This is a genomic window from Lysobacter sp. S4-A87 (genome assembly GCF_022637455.1).
GTDB lineage: Bacteria > Pseudomonadota > Gammaproteobacteria > Xanthomonadales > Xanthomonadaceae > Lysobacter_J.
The window spans coordinates 504,824-521,955 of the sequence record NZ_CP093341.1; the positions used below are offsets into that span (position 1 = coordinate 504,824).

General features: G+C 64.0%; 14 protein-coding genes. 10 read left to right on the forward strand and 4 right to left on the reverse strand.

Annotated elements, in window-relative coordinates; translation table 11 throughout:
- The first annotated feature begins 133 nt into the window (after positions 1 to 133).
- Positions 134 to 1,006: a pirin family protein gene (locus tag MNR01_RS02305; RefSeq protein WP_241919374.1), complete on the forward strand. Its 873-nt coding sequence runs from the start codon at positions 134 to 136 to the stop codon at positions 1,004 to 1,006.
- 46 nt (positions 1,007 to 1,052) lie between these two features.
- On the opposite strand, the gene MNR01_RS02310 is transcribed toward MNR01_RS02305, so the two are convergent.
- Positions 1,053 to 1,466 (reverse strand): DoxX family protein, encoded by a 414-nt coding sequence (locus MNR01_RS02310; protein ID WP_241919375.1) that lies wholly within the window; start codon positions 1,464 to 1,466, stop codon positions 1,053 to 1,055.
- Between the two features lie 258 nt (positions 1,467 to 1,724).
- On the opposite strand from MNR01_RS02310, the gene MNR01_RS02315 reads away from it, so the two are divergent.
- Positions 1,725 to 2,519, forward strand: a complete 795-nt coding sequence (locus tag MNR01_RS02315) for an SDR family NAD(P)-dependent oxidoreductase (RefSeq protein ID WP_241919376.1) — start codon at positions 1,725 to 1,727, stop codon at positions 2,517 to 2,519.
- A gap of 50 nt (positions 2,520 to 2,569) precedes the next feature.
- Here MNR01_RS02315 and MNR01_RS02320 read toward each other — a convergent pair whose 3' ends face one another.
- The 3 genes from MNR01_RS02320 to MNR01_RS02330 form a co-directional block, all read right to left on the reverse strand.
- Complete coding sequence (locus MNR01_RS02320) at positions 2,570 to 6,211, reverse strand: PAS domain-containing protein (protein ID WP_241919377.1); 3,642 nt, start codon at positions 6,209 to 6,211, stop codon at positions 2,570 to 2,572.
- Positions 6,212 to 6,487: 276 nt separating this feature from the next.
- The gene (locus MNR01_RS02325) at positions 6,488 to 8,479 is read right to left on the reverse strand and encodes a ferritin-like domain-containing protein (protein WP_241919378.1); all 1,992 of its coding nucleotides are present in this window, start codon (positions 8,477 to 8,479) and stop codon (positions 6,488 to 6,490) included.
- 217 nt (positions 8,480 to 8,696) lie between these two features.
- Positions 8,697 to 9,812: a site-specific integrase gene (locus MNR01_RS02330; RefSeq protein ID WP_241919379.1), complete on the reverse strand. Its 1,116-nt coding sequence runs from the start codon at positions 9,810 to 9,812 to the stop codon at positions 8,697 to 8,699.
- Between the two features lie 78 nt (positions 9,813 to 9,890).
- Here MNR01_RS02330 and MNR01_RS02335 point away from each other — a divergent pair, with 78 nt between their 5' ends.
- The 8 genes from MNR01_RS02335 (at position 9,891) to MNR01_RS02370 (ending at position 16,701) form a co-directional block, all read left to right on the forward strand.
- Positions 9,891 to 10,751 carry a DNA-binding protein gene (locus MNR01_RS02335; protein ID WP_241919380.1) on the forward strand — a complete coding sequence of 287 codons (861 nt, stop codon included), beginning with the start codon at positions 9,891 to 9,893 and terminating at the stop codon, positions 10,749 to 10,751.
- Positions 10,752 to 10,888: 137 nt separating this feature from the next.
- Positions 10,889 to 11,191, forward strand: a complete 303-nt coding sequence (locus MNR01_RS02340; RefSeq protein ID WP_241919381.1) for a hypothetical protein — start codon at positions 10,889 to 10,891, stop codon at positions 11,189 to 11,191.
- Positions 11,188 to 12,681 carry a His-Xaa-Ser system radical SAM maturase HxsB gene (gene hxsB / locus MNR01_RS02345; RefSeq protein WP_241919382.1) on the forward strand — a complete coding sequence of 498 codons (1,494 nt, stop codon included), beginning with the start codon at positions 11,188 to 11,190 and terminating at the stop codon, positions 12,679 to 12,681. Before MNR01_RS02340 ends, hxsB begins: the two co-directional genes overlap by 4 nt.
- On the forward strand, positions 12,681 to 13,868 hold the full coding sequence (gene hxsC / locus MNR01_RS02350) for a His-Xaa-Ser system radical SAM maturase HxsC (protein ID WP_241919383.1): 1,188 nt from the start codon (positions 12,681 to 12,683) through the stop codon (positions 13,866 to 13,868). Before hxsB ends, hxsC begins: the two co-directional genes overlap by 1 nt.
- Entirely contained in the window at positions 13,865 to 14,449 is a 585-nt protein-coding gene (gene hxsA / locus MNR01_RS02355; RefSeq protein ID WP_241919384.1) for a His-Xaa-Ser repeat protein HxsA, read from the forward strand. The genes hxsC and hxsA overlap by 4 nt, the downstream gene beginning before the upstream one ends.
- Positions 14,446 to 14,865, forward strand: coding sequence for a hypothetical protein (locus MNR01_RS02360; RefSeq protein ID WP_241919385.1), 420 nt, complete (start codon positions 14,446 to 14,448; stop codon positions 14,863 to 14,865). The genes hxsA and MNR01_RS02360 overlap by 4 nt, the downstream gene beginning before the upstream one ends.
- 454 nt (positions 14,866 to 15,319) lie before the next feature.
- The gene (locus MNR01_RS02365; RefSeq protein ID WP_241919386.1) at positions 15,320 to 15,829 is read left to right on the forward strand and encodes a TIR domain-containing protein; all 510 of its coding nucleotides are present in this window, start codon (positions 15,320 to 15,322) and stop codon (positions 15,827 to 15,829) included.
- Between the two features lie 17 nt (positions 15,830 to 15,846).
- Positions 15,847 to 16,701, forward strand: a complete 855-nt coding sequence (locus tag MNR01_RS02370) for a macro domain-containing protein (RefSeq protein WP_241919387.1) — start codon at positions 15,847 to 15,849, stop codon at positions 16,699 to 16,701.
- Positions 16,702 to 17,132: the final 431 nt, after the last annotated feature.

Sequence of the window (17,132 nt, forward strand, 5' to 3'; positions counted from 1 at the left end):
GCTGCCACGGGTGGACGAGTGAAATCCAGGTCGCGCGGGTACTCGCACGGGCGCACGTCCGCTAGATTCGCGCCCTGGGTGTACTGCTAACCGCGCGGATCGCGCGAGGCAGCCACCTCCTTAAGGAGCGTGCATGAACACACTTGATCTTTCCCGGAGCACGGCCGGTGACGTGGCGAGCGACCGCCTGCGCCCGATCGTCCACAAGACGCGAGGGCAGCGCCATGGACCGATCACGCGACTGATGAGTCCCTCGGACTTGGGCGGTGTCCTGAAGCCCTTCGTGTTCCTCGATCTCATTGACGCGCAGGACCTCTCCCGCGTGAAGGTCGATGGCGTTGGTCTACACCCGCACTCGGGCATCGCGACCTTGACGTGGTTGCTCGAGGGCTCGGTCAACTACGAGGATGACCTTGGCCGACGGGGGCAAATCGAACAGGGCTGGATGGAATGGATGCACGCCGGAAACGGCGCATGGCACGGCGGAAACTTTGGTGACTCCGACCGTCTGCGTGGCTTCCAGCTATGGATCGCACTTCCTCCCGCGTCCGAGCTCGGGCAGCCGGTCAGTCGGTATCTGGCCCCGGACTCCCTGGGCCGCGAGGGGCCGGTGACGGTACTGCTTGGCCAGCACGGCCACGCCCGCGGAGCGATCGATGCGCCGTCGTCGATTGACTACTTCTCGGTGCGGCTCAAAGCTGGCGAGTCTTGGCGATATCAGCCACGGCCCGGGCATTCGGTGGCATGGGCGGCGGTGAGCGTGGGACACCTGCTGGCGCCAGAAAGCATTGATGCCGGAGAACTGGCCGTATTCGAAGAAGGTCCCGGTCCGATTGAGTTCATTGCGGTACAGGACACGGAGTTCGTGTTTGGTTCGGCCGCCAAGCACCCGCATGAGCTGACGCTGGGCAATTACTCGGTCCACACCAGCCCGCTGGCGCTATTGGAGGGGGAGAGGCGCATCCGCGAGATCGGCAGAGAACTGCGCGCCCAAGGGCGCCTCTGAAACTGCCCGCGAACCTGCCCGCTGCGCCAGAGCGCGGCGGTACCGATTACATGGAATCTCGGATGCGCCTTTGCTGAGCTTCGCTGCTGAAGGAGGTGCGCGAGGGACGCAGGCGCCACGCAACAAATGCCGAGAGCAGAGCCAGAACCAGTGCGGGCACTGGATTGCCGCCAATCAGGAAAAGGTGCGTGGCCACGCCACCCACCATCGTGGCGCTGAGCAGCAATCCACCGTAGAAGCCCGTCGCGGGGACAAGCAGCAGTGCGGCGCCCAGCAGTTCGACGACGCCGGTAACGTAGCGGAACCATTGGCCAAAGCCAACGGCCTCGAATACCTGGATCATCTGTGGCGCGCCGGTGAGCTTGGCCACACCGGCCGCTGCAAAGGCCAGGGCAAGCAGAATGCGAACGCCCCACACGAGGCGGCGTTGCGTGGTGGAAAGGGGAGGTGATCCGGTCATGGTGTGCTCCTGATGAAACCGCGTTGAGGGCGTCTCGCGGTGGCACCGCTGACGACCAACCGGTTTCGATCTAAGCAAGGTCGGCGCGCCGTCGCCATTGCACGATGGTGTCGGCCGATACCATCCGACGATCTCGCGGCATCAAGCCGCCGCGGGTTCGCTCGATACCTAGGTGCAATCGACGCAGCGCAACGGTGCTGGTGAGATACACAGCGCACACAGTCGCCCACTGTCTTTCGGACCCAAGGATTCGTCGCAATGTCTGCTTCCATGGCAATTGAGGAAACCATCGGTCTGCTGGGGGGCAAGATCGCGCTTATCACCGGCACCGGCGGCGGGTTGGGGCGCGTCGCGGCGCAGACCTTCGCGCGCGAAGGTGCCCTGGTGATCGGGTGCGACATCAACGCCAGCGCCAATGGCGACACCGTCGCGCTGGTACGCCGGGCCGGCGGCGACATGACCGGAATTGCTCCCGTCGACCTGACCGATCCGGATCAGGCGCGCCGGTTGATCGACGAGGCGGTGGCGGTCTACGGCGGCCTCGACATCGTCTACAACAACGCCGCGGTGCAGCGCTTTGGTCCGATGCCGACGTTCTCGATCGATGATTGGCGCGCGACGATCGCCGGCGAGCTCGACATACCGTTCTTCGTCTCCAAGTACGCCTGGCCGCATCTGGTGCGGCGCGGGGGCGGGGTCATCCTCAACATCGCCTCGATCGCCGGCATGATCGGCGGCGAGACGCCGCCGATGGTCGGGCACGCGGCCGCCAAGGGCGGGGTGATCGCGATGACCCGCCAGTTCGCGCTGGAAGGCGCGCCGCACGGCATTCGCGCCGTGGCCCTGAGCCCCGGCCCGTTCCTGACCCCGGCCAGCGATCGCGATCTGGGTGATGACCAGGCCATGCGTGACGCCATCACCGACAAGACGCTGCTCAAGCGTTTTGGTCGGCCCGACGAACTGGTGGAGCTGGCGGCCTTCCTCGCCAGCGACCGTGCGGCGTACATCACCGGGGCGAACTACGCCGTCGACGGCGGGGCCTCGGCCTGGTGACGCGCCAGGCCGCCGGTCGCGCTAGGCCGAGCAGCGCAGACGCGGTAGGCTTATCCGGTTGGGGTGTGCGCGACGTTGGACGACGATGCGCATGGAACCGAGAAGGCGAAGGTCGAACCTGGACCATCGTTCGCATTCGCCCAGATCGTTCCATCGTGACGATCGATGATCGTCTTGCTCACGGACAGGCCGATGCCCAAGCCGTTTGGTTTGGTCGTGAAGAAGGCTTCGAAAACTCTCCCAAGATCTTCGGTGCCAATGCCACACCCGTTGTCTCGCACCAGAAACTGCGCGATCCCTGGCGTCGTGGTGGACGACTGGACGACGATCTTCTGTGCCCCATCGTTGCTGGCGATGGCGTCCGCGGCGTTCAGCACGAGGTTGAGGATCACCTGCTGCAACTGGATGCGGTCTCCGAAAACGGGGGGCAGGCTCACGTCCAATTCGGACTTCAGCACGATGCCGCGTCGTCGCATGTCGTGCGAGCAGATGGAAATAATCTCCTGGGCGGCTTCATTGAGATTGAACAATTCTGGAGTGAAATCCTGCTTGCGATAGAGTCCGCGCAAGCGCTTGATCACTTCCGAGGCCCGGTTCGCGTCGCGGATGTTGCGTTGTGCGGTCCTGATGGCGCCCTCAATGTCCGGTTCGTCCGCGGTGAGCATGCGTAGGCACGTCCCTGCGTTGGTGAGGATTCCCAGAAGCGGTTGATTGACCTCGTGCGCGATCGACGCGGCCAACTCACCCAGACTCATCGCGCGCGTCACATGGGCCAACTCAGACCGAAGCTGGTCGACGGCGTCTTCCGCCAGACGGCGGCGCGTGATGTCCTGCGACACGCCCACGCACTCCAGGCGGCCATCGTCGTAGTGGAACAACACAGTGGATTGACTGAGATACTTGATCCGTCCATCCGGCATTACGATCCGCTCGACGTTCGGAGCATTGTCCTCCCCCCTAAAGATACGGGCGATCTTCTCCTCGACGATGGGGCGATCGTCGGGATGGACGATTGGCAGGAGTGTTGGAGGCCCGAGGTCTTCCGTTGGTTCAACTTCCCAGATGCGAAACATCTGCTCGGACCAGATGAGCTTGTTATTGCCCAGGTCCCAGGAGAATGAGCCTGTTTCGCTAATGCTTTCTGACGTGCGCAGCAGGAACTCGCGTCGTTTGAGTTCGTCCTCGGAACGGGATCGTTCGATGGCGATACTCGCGATGTGCGCCGCGCGCGAGATGATGTCCTGATCGTAGGGTTGCGGCCCCGTGCACCCGCGATGGTACAGGCACAAAGTTCCGAGAACACCGCCCGCCCGTGAGCGGATCGGGGTGCTCCAGACGCCGGACAGCCCGTGCTCGAGCAGCTGCGTACGAAACGGCGTTTCCAGCCAGCGCGGGTCTGTCCCCAGGTCGTCCACCACGACCTGAATGTTTTCGGTCGCGGCCAATCCGCAAGGCGCCAACGCCTGTCGCGCTGGCCGCCCCGTGATGAGGTCTTCGATTGATGCGGGACACGAGGGCGCCACGCCAAACTCGAAGATTGTCCCGGTCAACTCCAGAAGACGGGCTTCGCAGACGCACTCGGGCAAAACACTTTCGATCACGCTGCACAGTTCGCCGAGTACGTCGAGCAACGGCCGACCAGCGGCAATCGATTCGAGCAGCTGTCGTTCCCCGGCGAGCATCATGGTCCCGCGCTTCTGCTCGTCGATGTCGACCTTGACGCCGTACCATTTGACGATCTCGCCCCGATCATTGCGCAACGGGCGCGTGCGAAAGCTGAACCAGCGATACGTCCCATCGTATCGCCGTACGCGCGCGACCAGTTCGCCACCTGTTCCCTCGGCACTGAACCGCTCCCAGGCCGCGTGAATCGCTGAGTGGTCGTCCGGGTGGATGACGCGCATCCATTGCCAGTCGCTCAGCTCCTCCAGAGGGAGGCCGACATAGTCGAGGTAGTGGCGATTGAAGAAATCGGCGGTCCCGTCGGCTCGCGCCGACCAGGCCAGTGCGGGAATCGTGTCAATGGTCAACCGCAGGGTCTTCTCACTGGCGGTGAGCGCTTCCTCGGCGAGTTTGCGGTCATGGATGTCATTGACCACCCCGTGCCAGGCGATGATCTCCCCGGTGGCGTCTCGCAAGGGACGCGCCTGGTTATCGCACCAGCGGTACACGCCCGTGTGGTGCAAGAAGCGGACCTCGCGACTGTAAGCGCCGCCTGCGGCCACCGCACCCAGCCACGCGTTGACCGTCCCGTCGCGGTCGTCGGGGTGCGCCAGATGGACCCATTCGGAGGCCATGATCTTTTCTTCGCTTCGCCCGAACCATTCGCGCATCCGCGCGTTCAGGTAGTTGACAGAGCCGTCCGTACCCGCCGAGAAGACATTCGCAGGAATGGTGTCGATCGTCTGCGCGAGGCGACGCTCGCTCGCCTTGAGCGCTTCCTCAGCGAGTTTGCGATCGTGTATGTCGACGCATGAGCCATACCATTTAACGACCCGACCCTCGGCGTCGTGCAGGGGCAGGGCGAGCGTCAGGATCCAGCGATAGGTCTGGTCGGCAACGTGAAAATGGCGCACTTCGACCGAATAGGGGGCCCCCGTGGCAATGCAACGGAGCCAGATCGCCGCGGTCGGTTCGCGGTCATCGGGATGGAGCAGATTCACCCACCCGCCGTTCATGACCGTTTCGGCGGTGAGACCGCTGTAGGCGAGAAGGCGTTCATTGCAGTAGTCGATATTTCCGTCGGCGGTCGCGCTCCACAGCATCTGCGGAAAGGTCTCGGCCTGATGGCGCAGCCCCTTTTCACTCGCACGCACGGCCTGTTCGGCGCGTTTGCGGTCGTCTATATCGGCCAGTACCACAATCCAGGCGAGGACTCGTCCTTCTTCGTCGCGCAGCGGACGGCCACGGTTGTCGAACCACCGGTACTCGCCGTCGTAACGCCGCAGCCGTTGCTCGATGACGTAGGGCGCGCCCGACGCGATCGAGCTGCCGAACGCCTCGGCGACGTGGGGCATGTCTTCCGCGTGGACCGTGCCGTTGGTGCCCCAGGCGCGCAACCCTTCGATCGTTTGGCCGCAGTACTCTTGGATCTGCAGGTTCACCCGCTCGACGCCTCCGTCGGGACCGAGAATCGCGACGAAGCCTGGCAGCCCTTCGAACAGCGCCATTGCGCTGAGTTCGTTTGCCGGGTGGCGTTCCTCCCGGCGCAGCCGCGCCTCGTTCAGTGCGAGCAGTGCCCGGTCGCGCGCAACCGAGAGGACTATCCGTTCGGCCTCCGTGGGGAACTCTTCCCGGGCGGTGGCCACCGCGAGCGTGCCGCAACCTTGCTGCACGGCGATGGGAAATGTGGCGATGGACATCTGCCGGCCGAAAAGGCTGGCGCGCTGGATGGCGGGCCATGCACCTGGCTCGGGACCAAGCAATCGTCGAAGCTCTTTCCCTACCGTGGTCGAATCTGGGGCACTGTCGCCCCACGCGTGACTGCTTTCGAGTTCATCGTCTAGCGCGATCAACACGAGTTCGAGGTCAAGCATCGCCCGAAGCGCCTCGGCCAGCGCACCGCTGATCTCGGACGCCGCGCGCCCGGGCCACGAAGCAGACAGCGCGAGCAGTGCCCCCAGGTCGTCCAGGCAGGTGCGCAGGCGCGCGAGCTCGGCCTCCCGCTCACCCCCTCCGGCCGCGCCGTTCATGGCGCATCACGTTCGTCGCGTCGCCGCTCAGCCCCTTCGCGACGGGACCGTCGTGGTGGGGCGGGGGAGACTGTCTTCTGAACGAGTGCGCGATGACCGTTCCAGACATGGCCGATGCGTTGGGCTGCTAACGCGCCCCCTTCGCTGTCGAAGAGCGCGCTGATGTGTCGCGCTGCGTCGAGGTACGTGCTGGACGGGATCGCGTCCGCTGGACTCATGGTATGCCCCCTTAGATGTTGGCTTTCGCCGCGGGACGCGGATCGCAGTCCAACGGCATCAGCTGCGAAATCCGTTACGGCGGTGCGTGTCGTCGCAGAATGGTTTGTTCGACGAGCCGCCGCAACGGCACAACCGTGTCGACGTCACGCGATCAATGGTGCGTCCGGTGCCGCAACAGATCTCGAGGTTGCCGCTGACAACGAGTGGACCGTTGACTTCCGGATCGATGTTCAGGGGACCATCGCGCAATTGCAGGGGCTTCGATTCCACGCTGGCAGGCTCGCCGGTGGCTTGAAAATGGATCTCGTTGTGCGAGCCGTCGCAGAACGGTTTCTGCTGCGACGCGCCGCACCGGCACAGCACCGCGCGCATGCCAACGGGTACACCGTCCAGCACGATGCGAGCGCGAACGCCCAAGGGTCCGTTCTCGCGCAGTTGCACAAGGTTGACTGGCGGCGGTGCCTCTTCGGCGCCACCGTCGTGTCGGCGATACGCTATCGCGCCCGATGGACACATATGGGCGACCGTGACGAGGGCTTCGGTGGTCGCCGCATCCGGATGGATCCATGCGCCGGGCGTGTTCGCCCTGAACACGCCCGGCAGCCCCAGCACGCAGTGGCGTGCATGGATGCAACGGGCTCCGTGGTACACGATGTCGACGGCGCTGCCTGGTATCAATTCCGCGCCGGTCTCGAGGCGCTCCGGTGGCGGCGCCTGACTTGCTTGGAGCGACCGAACGACTGAATCCTGCAGGGTATCGGCTTGTGCCAGCATCGTCGCTTCCTCGCGCCGGCATCGTTCTGCCTGCGCGGACAGCCGATGGGCGAGGCGCTCCGTGCCAGTGCGCGTGGCTCCCAGCAAGGCAGCTTCCTGCGGATGGAGATCCATGAGGCGCTCGCAGCGCTCGCCGATCTCGCGCAAGCGCTCGACCAGGATGTCGACGCTGCCGGCTTCCCCCATCAGTGCCGCGGACGAGCGAATGGTCGCGAAACTCAAGCCCGCGGTCGCCTGCGGCAGGCTCGGATTGGCGGGCAGGGTGCCAAGGCGGGTCGCGACGGGCGTGAGCAGGTGCATCAGGTCGACACCGGCCGACACGAGGGCGGCTTGCGCCTCCCGGCCGACGTCGCCGTAGGCGAGCGACACGCATCGCAGGCAGTGGTTGTACAGGGCATTGCCCAGATCGAGCAGCGCGGCGGCGGGTTCGGCGCTGATCCACAGCCGGCCCTCCGGCGTCGGGGGGGGCCGCATCACCGGATTGTGGGCGCTCATCCGCGCGGGCCGAAACGCGGGTCGGCTTGCGAGCAGTGCGTCGTATTCGCGGCCGATGCGCAGGAATCGCTGGTAATGCGAGTCGCCCGTGCACGAGTCGGCGCCTTCGCCCTGGCGCACGATCGCATCGATGGCTTCCAATGCCGTCTTCAGGCATCGGACGGTCTTCAACGCGGGCAAGCGTGCGCCGTCGGCGTCGAGCTGGTGGTCGGGGTTGCCCACGAACAGGCGCCGTTCGCCCATCGATTCACTCAAGCGTTGCAGGCCGGCTGACACCGAGCGATACAGCTCGCCCACCGTTTCGTAGTCCGTACAGGCCGTCATCAGCCGGTCCATGCCGAGCGCCCGCGAGTAGTGCTGTGGCGGCTCGAAGCCTTCGCCGTCCTGGACGTCGGTGTCGTCGGGCCGCTCGAGGTAGACGAAGTGCGCCAGCGTCTGCCGGTTGAACGGCGCCAGCTTCACCACCACGCCCGCCGGGTGGTAGCCGGGCGGGATTGGGAAATTCTGGTGGACCAGATGGGCCGGCGCGCCAAGGGCCGACAGGATGTTGCAAACGATGGTGAGGTGACCCATCTCCTCCACCGAGACGGCCAGGATCTCGCGGCGCCAGCGCTCGACGGCGCCGAGCTCGACCTCCGACAGGTCTTCGTCGGTGCGCTCCTTGAGGCTGAAGGCCGCGTACAAGTAGCAGCACATCAGGTGGTGCTCGATCTCAGCCGCTTCGGCGAGCAGCGCCCAGAGCTGTTCTCGTGACGTCGGTACGGCGATCTGCTGGTCCAAGGTGGATCCTCGTGGCAGGTGCTGGGCCGCTTGCATCCGCCCTTGCCGCCCTTGGTGGAGTCTATAGCCGATGGAGGGGCTGCGGCGCGGCGGTCACATACATCAGATTCCGAACGGTACCGGTCGCCGCACGATCGACCCGCCGCGCTTGGCGCAGCGGTGCCAGAACCCCGCACCGTCTCGACCAGCCTCGCGCTATCGCCTTGCCGTCTTGCCGTTACCGGTGATTCGCGCCATCGGCCGCTGGCCCGGAGTCAGCAACGGCCAACAATTGCGTGGCGCGGCTGGCGAGCAGTTGGCCGGCCTGGAAGTAGCCCAGCACGGTGGCGACGCTGCGGTGCTCGGTCATGGCCATCACTTCGCCCAGCGGCACGCCCTGGCGCCCGGCCTCGGTCACGAAACCGGAGCGCAGGCTGTGGCCGCCCCAGTCGCCGGCCAGGCCGGCCAGGCGCGCGCGGCGCTGGACGATACGCGCGACCTGGTCGGCGCCAAGTGCGGTCGTGCCGACATGGCCACCACGCTGCAGCCGGCGGAACAGCGGCCCGTCGCGCAACTGCGCCGCGGCCAGCCACGCCGACAGTGCCTGCGCGGCCGGGCCGCGCAGCGGCTTCTCGCGGCGGTCGCCGCTGCTGTCGGTCTTGGTCGCGCCCAGTGCGTAGACCCAGGTGTCGGCGTCGAGCGCGCGCAGGTCGCCGACCTGCAGCGCGACGACTTCGGAACGGCGGCGGCCGCCGCCGCCCCAGGCCAGCGACAGCAGGGCACGGTCGCGCACGCCGCGCAGGCCGTCGTCGTCGCAGGTCGCCAGCAACGCCTGCAGCGGTTCCAGCGCCAACGCGGTCTTCTTACGGGTGCGGACCCCGGCGCGGGCCTGGGCCTTGCGTGCATTGACCAGCAGGGTCTGCAGGACCGCATGGTCGCTGGGGCTGGGCCAGCCGTGCAGGCGGTGCCACTTGCTCAGCACCGCCAGGCGGTGGCCGACCGTGGCCAACGCGAGCGGTCCGCGCCGGGCTTTGGCGCCATGGGCGACCAAGGCCGCATCGACCGCGTCGGGCAGGGCGAAGCTCCCGCGCGGCGGCAGTGCGAGGTGGTCGACGGCGAACTGCACCGCCATCGGCGCCGGCAGTGGCGCCTTGCCCAGCGCCCAGCCGTAACGCAGGGCGCACCAGGCCACCCAGTAGCGCAGGGCAGACGCGTAACTGCGCGCAGTGTGGGCGGCGGTGCCGGCGGCGACGAACGCGGCGACCGCTTCGGTCGCGGCCGCATCGAGTCGGGCCGGGTCGAGTGCGGGCACGCTCGCCAGTGGCCGCAGGGAGGTGGATTCTTTTACGTTCACCGTAGTGATTCCGTCGTTTCCGACCAATCAGGTCGGATAATCTGCCCTTATCGTACCTAATTCAGAGGAACACGCCCGATGCCCGTAGGAGTGCCCGAAACCGAGGTCTTTGCCGCCGCCGACCGGGTCCTGGCCCGCGGCGAACGACCGACCGTGGAACGCGTGCGCCTCGAGCTCGGCCGCGGCAGTCCGGCCCGGGTCGGGCAGTTGCTCGAGGTCTGGTGGGACGCGTTGGCCAAGCGCTTATCCGGGCATGCCTCGTTGCCGGCCTTGCCGGCGACGGTGGCGAGCGCGTTTGCCCAGATCTGGGAGCAGGCCGTCGCCGCCGGCCGCACCGCCGCGGAACAGGAGGTCACGGCCGAGCGCGCCGCACTGGCGGCCGTAATGCAGTCACTGCAGAAGGAGGCCGAGCAGCAGGTTGCCGCGCTCGCGCAGGCCCAGTCCGAAGCGGCCGACGCCCGCGCAGCCGCGGAGCTGGCTGGCCAGCGCTTGGCCGACCTGGAGCGGCTGCTGGCGCAGCAGGCGCAGGAACTGGCCGACGTGCGATCGCAGCGCGACGCGGCGCAGGCGCGGGCGGCAATGCACGAAGCCGGCGTGACGGAATTGCGCGCGGAGCTGGCAGCGCAACTGACCGAGGCCCAGGCCGAGCGGGCAGGGTGGGGCGCCCAGATCCAGGCGCTGGAGGACCGTGCTCACCGCGAGATTGATCGGGCACGGCAGGAGCTCAAGGCGACCAAGCTCGAGGCCGCGACTGCAACGAAGGCCGCGCAACGTAGGGAGCAAGCCTTGCAGCAGGCGCTGGACAAGGCCGAGCGGACCATCGCCACCGTGGAGGCCAAGTTGAGTGCCCTTGCCGCCAAGGCCTCAACGCGGCCGCGATCCGAAGCAAAGAAGCCGACGGCGGCGAGGCGAAAGGGTGGGAAAGCCCGCAACACATAAGCGCGGGCAGTGAACCCCAGCGCCAAGCGAGAACTTTTCTCGGTGTTCGCCTAGCTCAATGTGGCGGATGCTCGTGGGCGTACGGCTTAGTCTTAGACTACCGGGGCTCGAACGCTGCGGCCGGGGGGACGCGGAGCATGGACACAGCCGAATTAGAGATGGATCGGGCGCTGTTTTCAGCCGAGGTGCTGGCGCGAACCGCACACCGTTACACCGACGAGTATTACGTCGATCTGCAGGTCGACGCTGACATCATCCGTGTCCGCTTGACACCCAAGCGAGCCGACATTGAAACACGCGACCTGGCGCTTCGCTTCCGCAACGATGCCCTCGACGATCGGCTGCGTGCGGCCGTGGCCATCCAGACCGGTGATCTTCAGACCGCATTGGTTCGCGCCGCCCTGGCCGAAGCCCGTCCGCGCGGGCAGACCGCGGCGTGAAGTTCCAACCCCCCGAGGCCTTTGTTAGCCCGACGCCGGGCTACCGATTGTTGCCCATGCGCTTCCGAAGACTGCCGTGGGATCCGGAGCGGGTGCTGGTGACGTCGATCGCTGGCGATTGGCTGTTAATGCCCCGCGTGCAACTCGACGATGTCGTGAGCGGGACGCTCGATCCACGCTCGTCGTTGGCCGCCGACCTTGAGGCTCGCCACATCATTAGTTCGGACCCGGCCCGCAGCACGCTCGTGCCGGTGTTGTCTCAGCTGCGTACCCGCAAGCGCTATCTGGACGGTGGGCCAGCCCTGCACATCTTCGTGGTGTCGCTGCGCTGCCATCACACGTGCGCCTACTGCCAGGTCTCGCGCCAGGACCTGACGCAATCGGCCTTCGACATGGCCGAACGCGCCGCAGAACTGGCCGTGGAACGGCTATTCGAATGGCCATCGCCGACCCTGACCGTCGAATTCCAGGGCGGCGAACCACTCCTGCACTTTGCGCGCCTGCGGGCCATAACCGAGCGCATCCAGGCTCGCAACGTTCTCGAGCGGCGTGAGCTGAAGTTCGTCGTCGCCTCGACGCTGCACGACCTGACCGACGAGCAACTGGCGTTTTTCAGCGAGCACAACTTCCAGCTGTCTACGTCGCTCGATGGCCCCGAGTGGTTGCATAACGCGAACCGACCGCGGCCTGGACGCGACAGCTACCGCCGCACGGTGGAGGGCATCGAACGGGCCCGCCGCCACCTAGGCGAAGACTCAGTCTCGGCGTTGACGACGCTTACACAGCGGAGTCTCTCGGCGCCGCGAGAGATCGTGGACGAATACCGCAAGTTTGGATTCCGCTCGATTTTTCTGCGCCCGCTGAGTCCCTACGGCTTCGCACGCAAGACAGGGCCGCGAATCGGCTACACCCTGCCCGAGTTCTTCGCGTTCTATCGCACGGCGTTCGACCACATCCTCGCGACCAATCGCAGCGGCTACGCAATGGAGGAGGTGTACGCCAGCCTGATCTTGTCGCAACTGCTCACACCCTTCAGTCACGGCTATGTCGACCTTCGGTCGCCGACGGGGGTGGGACTCGGTACCGTGGTCTACGATTACGACGGACAGGTCTATCCGTCGGACGAGGCCCGCATGCTCGCGGCGATGGGGGATCACACCTTTGCACTGGGACGAGTCGAGCAGCCGGTTTCCGACTGGCTGGCGTCCCCTGCGATGGCACGCGTGCTCGACGCCGGCGTGGCCGAAGCGCTTCCGAGCTGCAGCGATTGCGCCTTCGTGCCGCTATGCGGTGCCGATCCGGTCGATCACTACGCTCGCCAGGGCGACACGGTCGGACACCGCCCCAGCTCGGACTTCTGCGCCAAGCAGATGGGCTTCTTCGACTTGCTGCTGGAACTTCTGGAAAAGGCACATCCTTCGGAGCGCCGCATCCTGGAAAGCTGGACCTTGCCGCAAGCGGGCAGGGTGCCAGCCGTCGAGGCCGCCTGATGCTCGCGCTCGATGCAAAGGCAGTCTTATCGGGCTGGCAGCCCCGATCGCACCAGCTGAAGGTGGCCGGTCTCGCAGAATTCGCGGCTGGCGCCGTTCCTCTAGAGCGCATGGTCCTGGATCTTCGCCAACAGGCGAGTGGCCCCGATCTGTCGGCGTTGACCGGGATGCCGTGGGCTGGATTTCTGATCGACCATGGAGGGCACGCGCCCGCCGGCCGACCATGGCTCTCTTTGCAGGGCGACCCGCGAACCATGCGCGCGGGCGACGTCGTCGAACTGCAGCCGCTCACCAGCAAGGTGGCGGTTCGCTATCGGCGTGGCGGCAATGGCAACGTCCTTTTCGCCACTGAGCGATGCAACAGCTACTGCCTGATGTGCTCCCAGCCGCCGCGCGCCATCGAAGACGACTGGCGATTGATGCAGCTGTTTGAGCTCGTCGAGCTGATCGACCGCGAGGAAGCCTCTTTAGCCATCAGTGGAGGCGAACCGACGCTAATGGGCGAGGGTTTGCCGCACCTGATCGGCCACTGCGCGCAGCAGCTACCGAAAACGAATCTGCACGTACTATCGAATGGCCGCACGTTCGCGGATGCTCGGTATGCCGAGCGCTTCCGCGTTCTGCATCCGGCACTGAGCTGGGGGATCCCGCTGTACGGCGACCACTTCGCGCTGCACGATTACGTCGTGCAACGCGCAGGTGCATTCGCCGAAACGTTGCGTGGCCTGTATGCCTTGGAAGGATCGGGCCAGCGAATCGAGATCCGAGTGGTGCTGGTGCGTCCGACGGTCGAGCGCCTGGTCGACTTGGCGCGATTCATCTGCCGGAACTTGCCGTTCGTTGAGCACGTCGCCCTGATGGGAATTGAGCCGATCGGCTTTGCCAAGGCCAACCACAAGACACTTTGGATTGATCCGATCGATATGGCAGCTGCTTTGACAGAAGCAGTGGAGTACCTCGCTGATCGAGGCATTCCCGTTTCCATTTACAACCTGCCGCTTTGCACGCTGCCCGAAGCGATTTGGTCGTATGCCCAGCGCAGCATCTCCGACTGGAAGCAAGACTACCTGCCTGCCTGCGCGGGCTGTGCGGTCAAAGATCGATGCGGCGGGTTCTTCTCGTGGGTCAATCAGGATTGGCAGAGCCGGGCGATCGTGCCCATCATGCAGATTGAGGGGGCGGAATGAGCAAAGTACTGACGCTGACCACGGCGGCCTTGAGCAGCCTGCATCCGGGGCAGGATCCGGGGCAGGGTTGGCAGGCCGCACTGATGACTCAGGCGTTTGATGACGCCCGCTTCGCGGTCACGCTGGTCGAACCGCTCAATGCCGATATTCACAACATGTATGCCGGCCATCGCTCGCACAGCTCGCATCGCAGCCACAGCTCGCACCGGTCACATAGCTCGCACTATTCCGGTAGCGGCGGCACCTATCGCTCCTACACGCCGCCGCCGGACCCTTCACCTTACGTACCGATTGCGCCGAGTAGCAACGAAACCCCGGGGTCCTCATTGGCACCTGCACCGAGCGGAAACACCTATGTAAGCCCGACCTCGCGCGCGAGCCAAGATCAGCTACAGCTGATGATCATGCGCGTTCAGGCCGCGCTATTCGCTCGCGGGTACGACCCCGGTGGCATCGATGGCACGCTTGGGCCCCAAACTAGAATGGCGCTGGAGCTCTTCCAAAGTCGTCTTGGCCTCCCGGTCACCGGGACCATGTCGTCTGAGACGTTAAGCGCCCTTGGCATTACGCTATCACCATGAACGGAATGACCGCCTTGGGGGAGAAGGCCAGCATGGCCCAGAGCTTGAGCGGTCGGCGATTGCTTTGCTTAACGACGGCCATCACTGTAATTCTGGCATCCGGATGTCAGCCGCTCGGGATATACACCCAAGGCGACATCGATGAGCAGCAGTCTGAGATCGACGAGAAGGACGAGCGAATTGCCGAGTTGGAGGCCAAGCTGCAATTGGCCAACGAACACGCGGACGAGCTAGAGAGCCGATTGGAGGATCTGCAGAGTGCATCTGACGACCTTCAATCCAATGTCCAACGATTGCAGTATGAGAATTGGCGGGACGTTGTTCCCGACATTGAGGACGCATCCGACACCGTTGCGTCCTTTCAAACAGATGCGGCCTCGGCTGCAGAGGACTTGTCGTCGACCCTGGACCAGTGAACCCAACATTAAGGGGACGCGGGAGGCTTTGATGGCGACGATGCTGTGCGAACAATCGCCAAGTTGGAGGGAGTTGAGTGCACCACCTAATGACCGAACGCGTTCACGTCAGGCAAAAACAAAGCTATCGCGGCGAAGCGATCCGCTGGCAAACCACGCGACAAGTAGGTGCCGGTGCCGGACCGTCAACGTTGAACAAGAACTTTTCTCAGTGTGGCCGATCTCGATGTGGCGGATGCTCGTGAAGGAACCACGGAAGTCGCGAGGTTGCCAGATTTGACGGCCGCGGTCGGGGGGGGGCACGAAGGACCGCTCGGAGGGACTCTCACCAACGTGCCAAGGCGGAGGGAAATGTGGGGTCCACCGTGAGAAATGAGTCATCCGCATCAATTCAATCAAGCCGGTTCTGCATTGAGCAGGATCCACAGCATTCACCCGGGGAGGGGACGGAGTCATGAGTTACAAGAACAAGACCTACATTGCCTTTGCGAGCGAAGACATCAAGCTTTATCGATTGATGGAAGCTTGGCGAGACAACGATAAGATCGAGTTTGATTTCTTCGACGCTCACGACTTGTTCATTTCGCGGGACACGAGCAAACCCGAAACCATCAAGCGTAACTTGCGAGAACGCCTCAAGAACGCCAAGCAGGTCGTTCTACTCGGAAGCTCCTATGCAAAAGGCAAGGGCGGTGACGGAACCTCGTTCCTCGCGCACGAGATCGAAGTAATCCAAGAGTTTGAGCTTCCGGTAGTCGTTGCCAACCTGGACGGTGATCGGACAGTGGACAAGAACTTCATCCCTAGGCCGCTGCTCGATGCCAACTACTACACAATGTCGGTGTCGTTCCAGCCGAAGATCATCAGATATGCTCTAGACAACTACGCGCCAAAGTTCTCGGACTCCCGAACGGCTGGGCCGTATTGCTATAAGCCATCCGTCTACGAAAGCCTCGGCTTGTAATTCTGGATGACGTAGCGATGAATGAGCTTTTTCAAGACATGCGCACATGGCGCTTCTGGCGTCATTACCTGATTAAATCGTTTGCCGCCCTGGGCACAATCGTTGCAATCGTTCGAATTGTTGTTCTCTTCTTTCCAGCGCAAGCGCATCTTCTCGGTGGCCTGGCCTTCACTATCGCTCTGCTGCTGTCTGTGCTGATTGGGCTCGTGATGACTTGGCCTCGCCCAATTGAGTGTGATTACTCCGCTCCTGCGACAAAAATCAAGATCATCAAAGGCGACATCTTCGACCAGCAGACCCATTTGGTCGTAGGTGTGACCAATAGTTTTGACACTGAGACGCCTGACATCATCGAGCGAACCAGCCTTCTCGGCCAAACGATTGACAGGCTCTATGGGGGCTCATGGCAGCGCTTAGACGCTGACCTCCTGAGTGCTTTGCAAGGCAAAACGCCGATCGGGTCGATTGCCAAGGATGGGAAGAGAGATCTCTACAAGCTTGGGACCGTTGCTACGGTGTCTAGTGGGCCGAGAAGGATCTTCTTTTCAGCCTATGCCCAAATGAATGCAGAGAATTCGGCTAGTTCAGAGATCGAGACTCTAACCGAAAGTCTTTTCGCGCTATGGACGGAAGTCATTGCAAAGGGCAACTGTCGGCCTCTGGCAATCACCCCCTGGGGGGGCGGTCCTTCGAGGATCTCTAATGTCTTGCCAGCCCAAGACTCTATCCGATTGATCATACTTTCCTTCATGTTCGCCTCTCGCAAGCAAAAGGTCAGCGACGAACTAACGATCGTCGTGCCCAAGAGCACGTTCAAGAAGCTGGATCGGATGGAGTTGCAGGCTTTTCTGTATTCCCTCAGGAGTTCCTGATGCCTGCCTCGGGCTTGGTACTGCCAGACAACCAACCTTGCGCCTTCTGCGACTACCTAAGCGGAGCTCGACCGTACACGATCCTTCACCGGGACGAGTTGACCGCGACGTTTGTCACGCGGGAGCAGCGGGGAAGGCCACATCTCCTTGTGGTGCCCATTGCCCATCGCCCGACGCTCTTAGACCTTCCGGTTGGCGAGTGCCAGGCTCTAATGCTGGCCGTCCGAGATGCCGCAAGACTCATTGATTGCGTCTATAGAAGGCCCGGTATCGCCGTTTGGCAGAATAACGGCATCGATGCCGATCAGACTATCCGACACCTCCACTTCCATGTCGCTGGAACACTGGATGAGGGAGGAACAAATCGGGGGAATGTGCACGAGAGCTCGCTTGAGCAAACCGAAGCAATAGCCGAGCACCTAAGGCGCGGG

What these genes read in the sequence shown, in the direction of transcription:
- hxsC (WP_241919383.1), top strand. Translation starts at nt 12,681, where the DNA reads ATGCTCGCGCTCGATGCAAAGGCAGTCTTATCGGGCTGGCAGCCCCGA.
- MNR01_RS02370 (WP_241919387.1), top strand. Translation starts at nt 15,847, where the DNA reads ATGAATGAGCTTTTTCAAGACATGCGCACATGGCGCTTCTGGCGTCAT.
- hxsA (WP_241919384.1), top strand. Translation starts at nt 13,865, where the DNA reads ATGAGCAAAGTACTGACGCTGACCACGGCGGCCTTGAGCAGCCTGCAT.
- MNR01_RS02315 (WP_241919376.1), top strand. Translation starts at nt 1,725, where the DNA reads ATGTCTGCTTCCATGGCAATTGAGGAAACCATCGGTCTGCTGGGGGGC.
- MNR01_RS02320 (WP_241919377.1), bottom strand. Translation starts at nt 6,211, where the DNA reads ATGAACGGCGCGGCCGGAGGGGGTGAGCGGGAGGCCGAGCTCGCGCGC.
- MNR01_RS02310 (WP_241919375.1), bottom strand. Translation starts at nt 1,466, where the DNA reads ATGACCGGATCACCTCCCCTTTCCACCACGCAACGCCGCCTCGTGTGG.
- MNR01_RS02365 (WP_241919386.1), top strand. Translation starts at nt 15,320, where the DNA reads ATGAGTTACAAGAACAAGACCTACATTGCCTTTGCGAGCGAAGACATC.
- MNR01_RS02305 (WP_241919374.1), top strand. Translation starts at nt 134, where the DNA reads ATGAACACACTTGATCTTTCCCGGAGCACGGCCGGTGACGTGGCGAGC.
- MNR01_RS02340 (WP_241919381.1), top strand. Translation starts at nt 10,889, where the DNA reads ATGGACACAGCCGAATTAGAGATGGATCGGGCGCTGTTTTCAGCCGAG.
- MNR01_RS02335 (WP_241919380.1), top strand. Translation starts at nt 9,891, where the DNA reads ATGCCCGTAGGAGTGCCCGAAACCGAGGTCTTTGCCGCCGCCGACCGG.
- MNR01_RS02360 (WP_241919385.1), top strand. Translation starts at nt 14,446, where the DNA reads ATGAACGGAATGACCGCCTTGGGGGAGAAGGCCAGCATGGCCCAGAGC.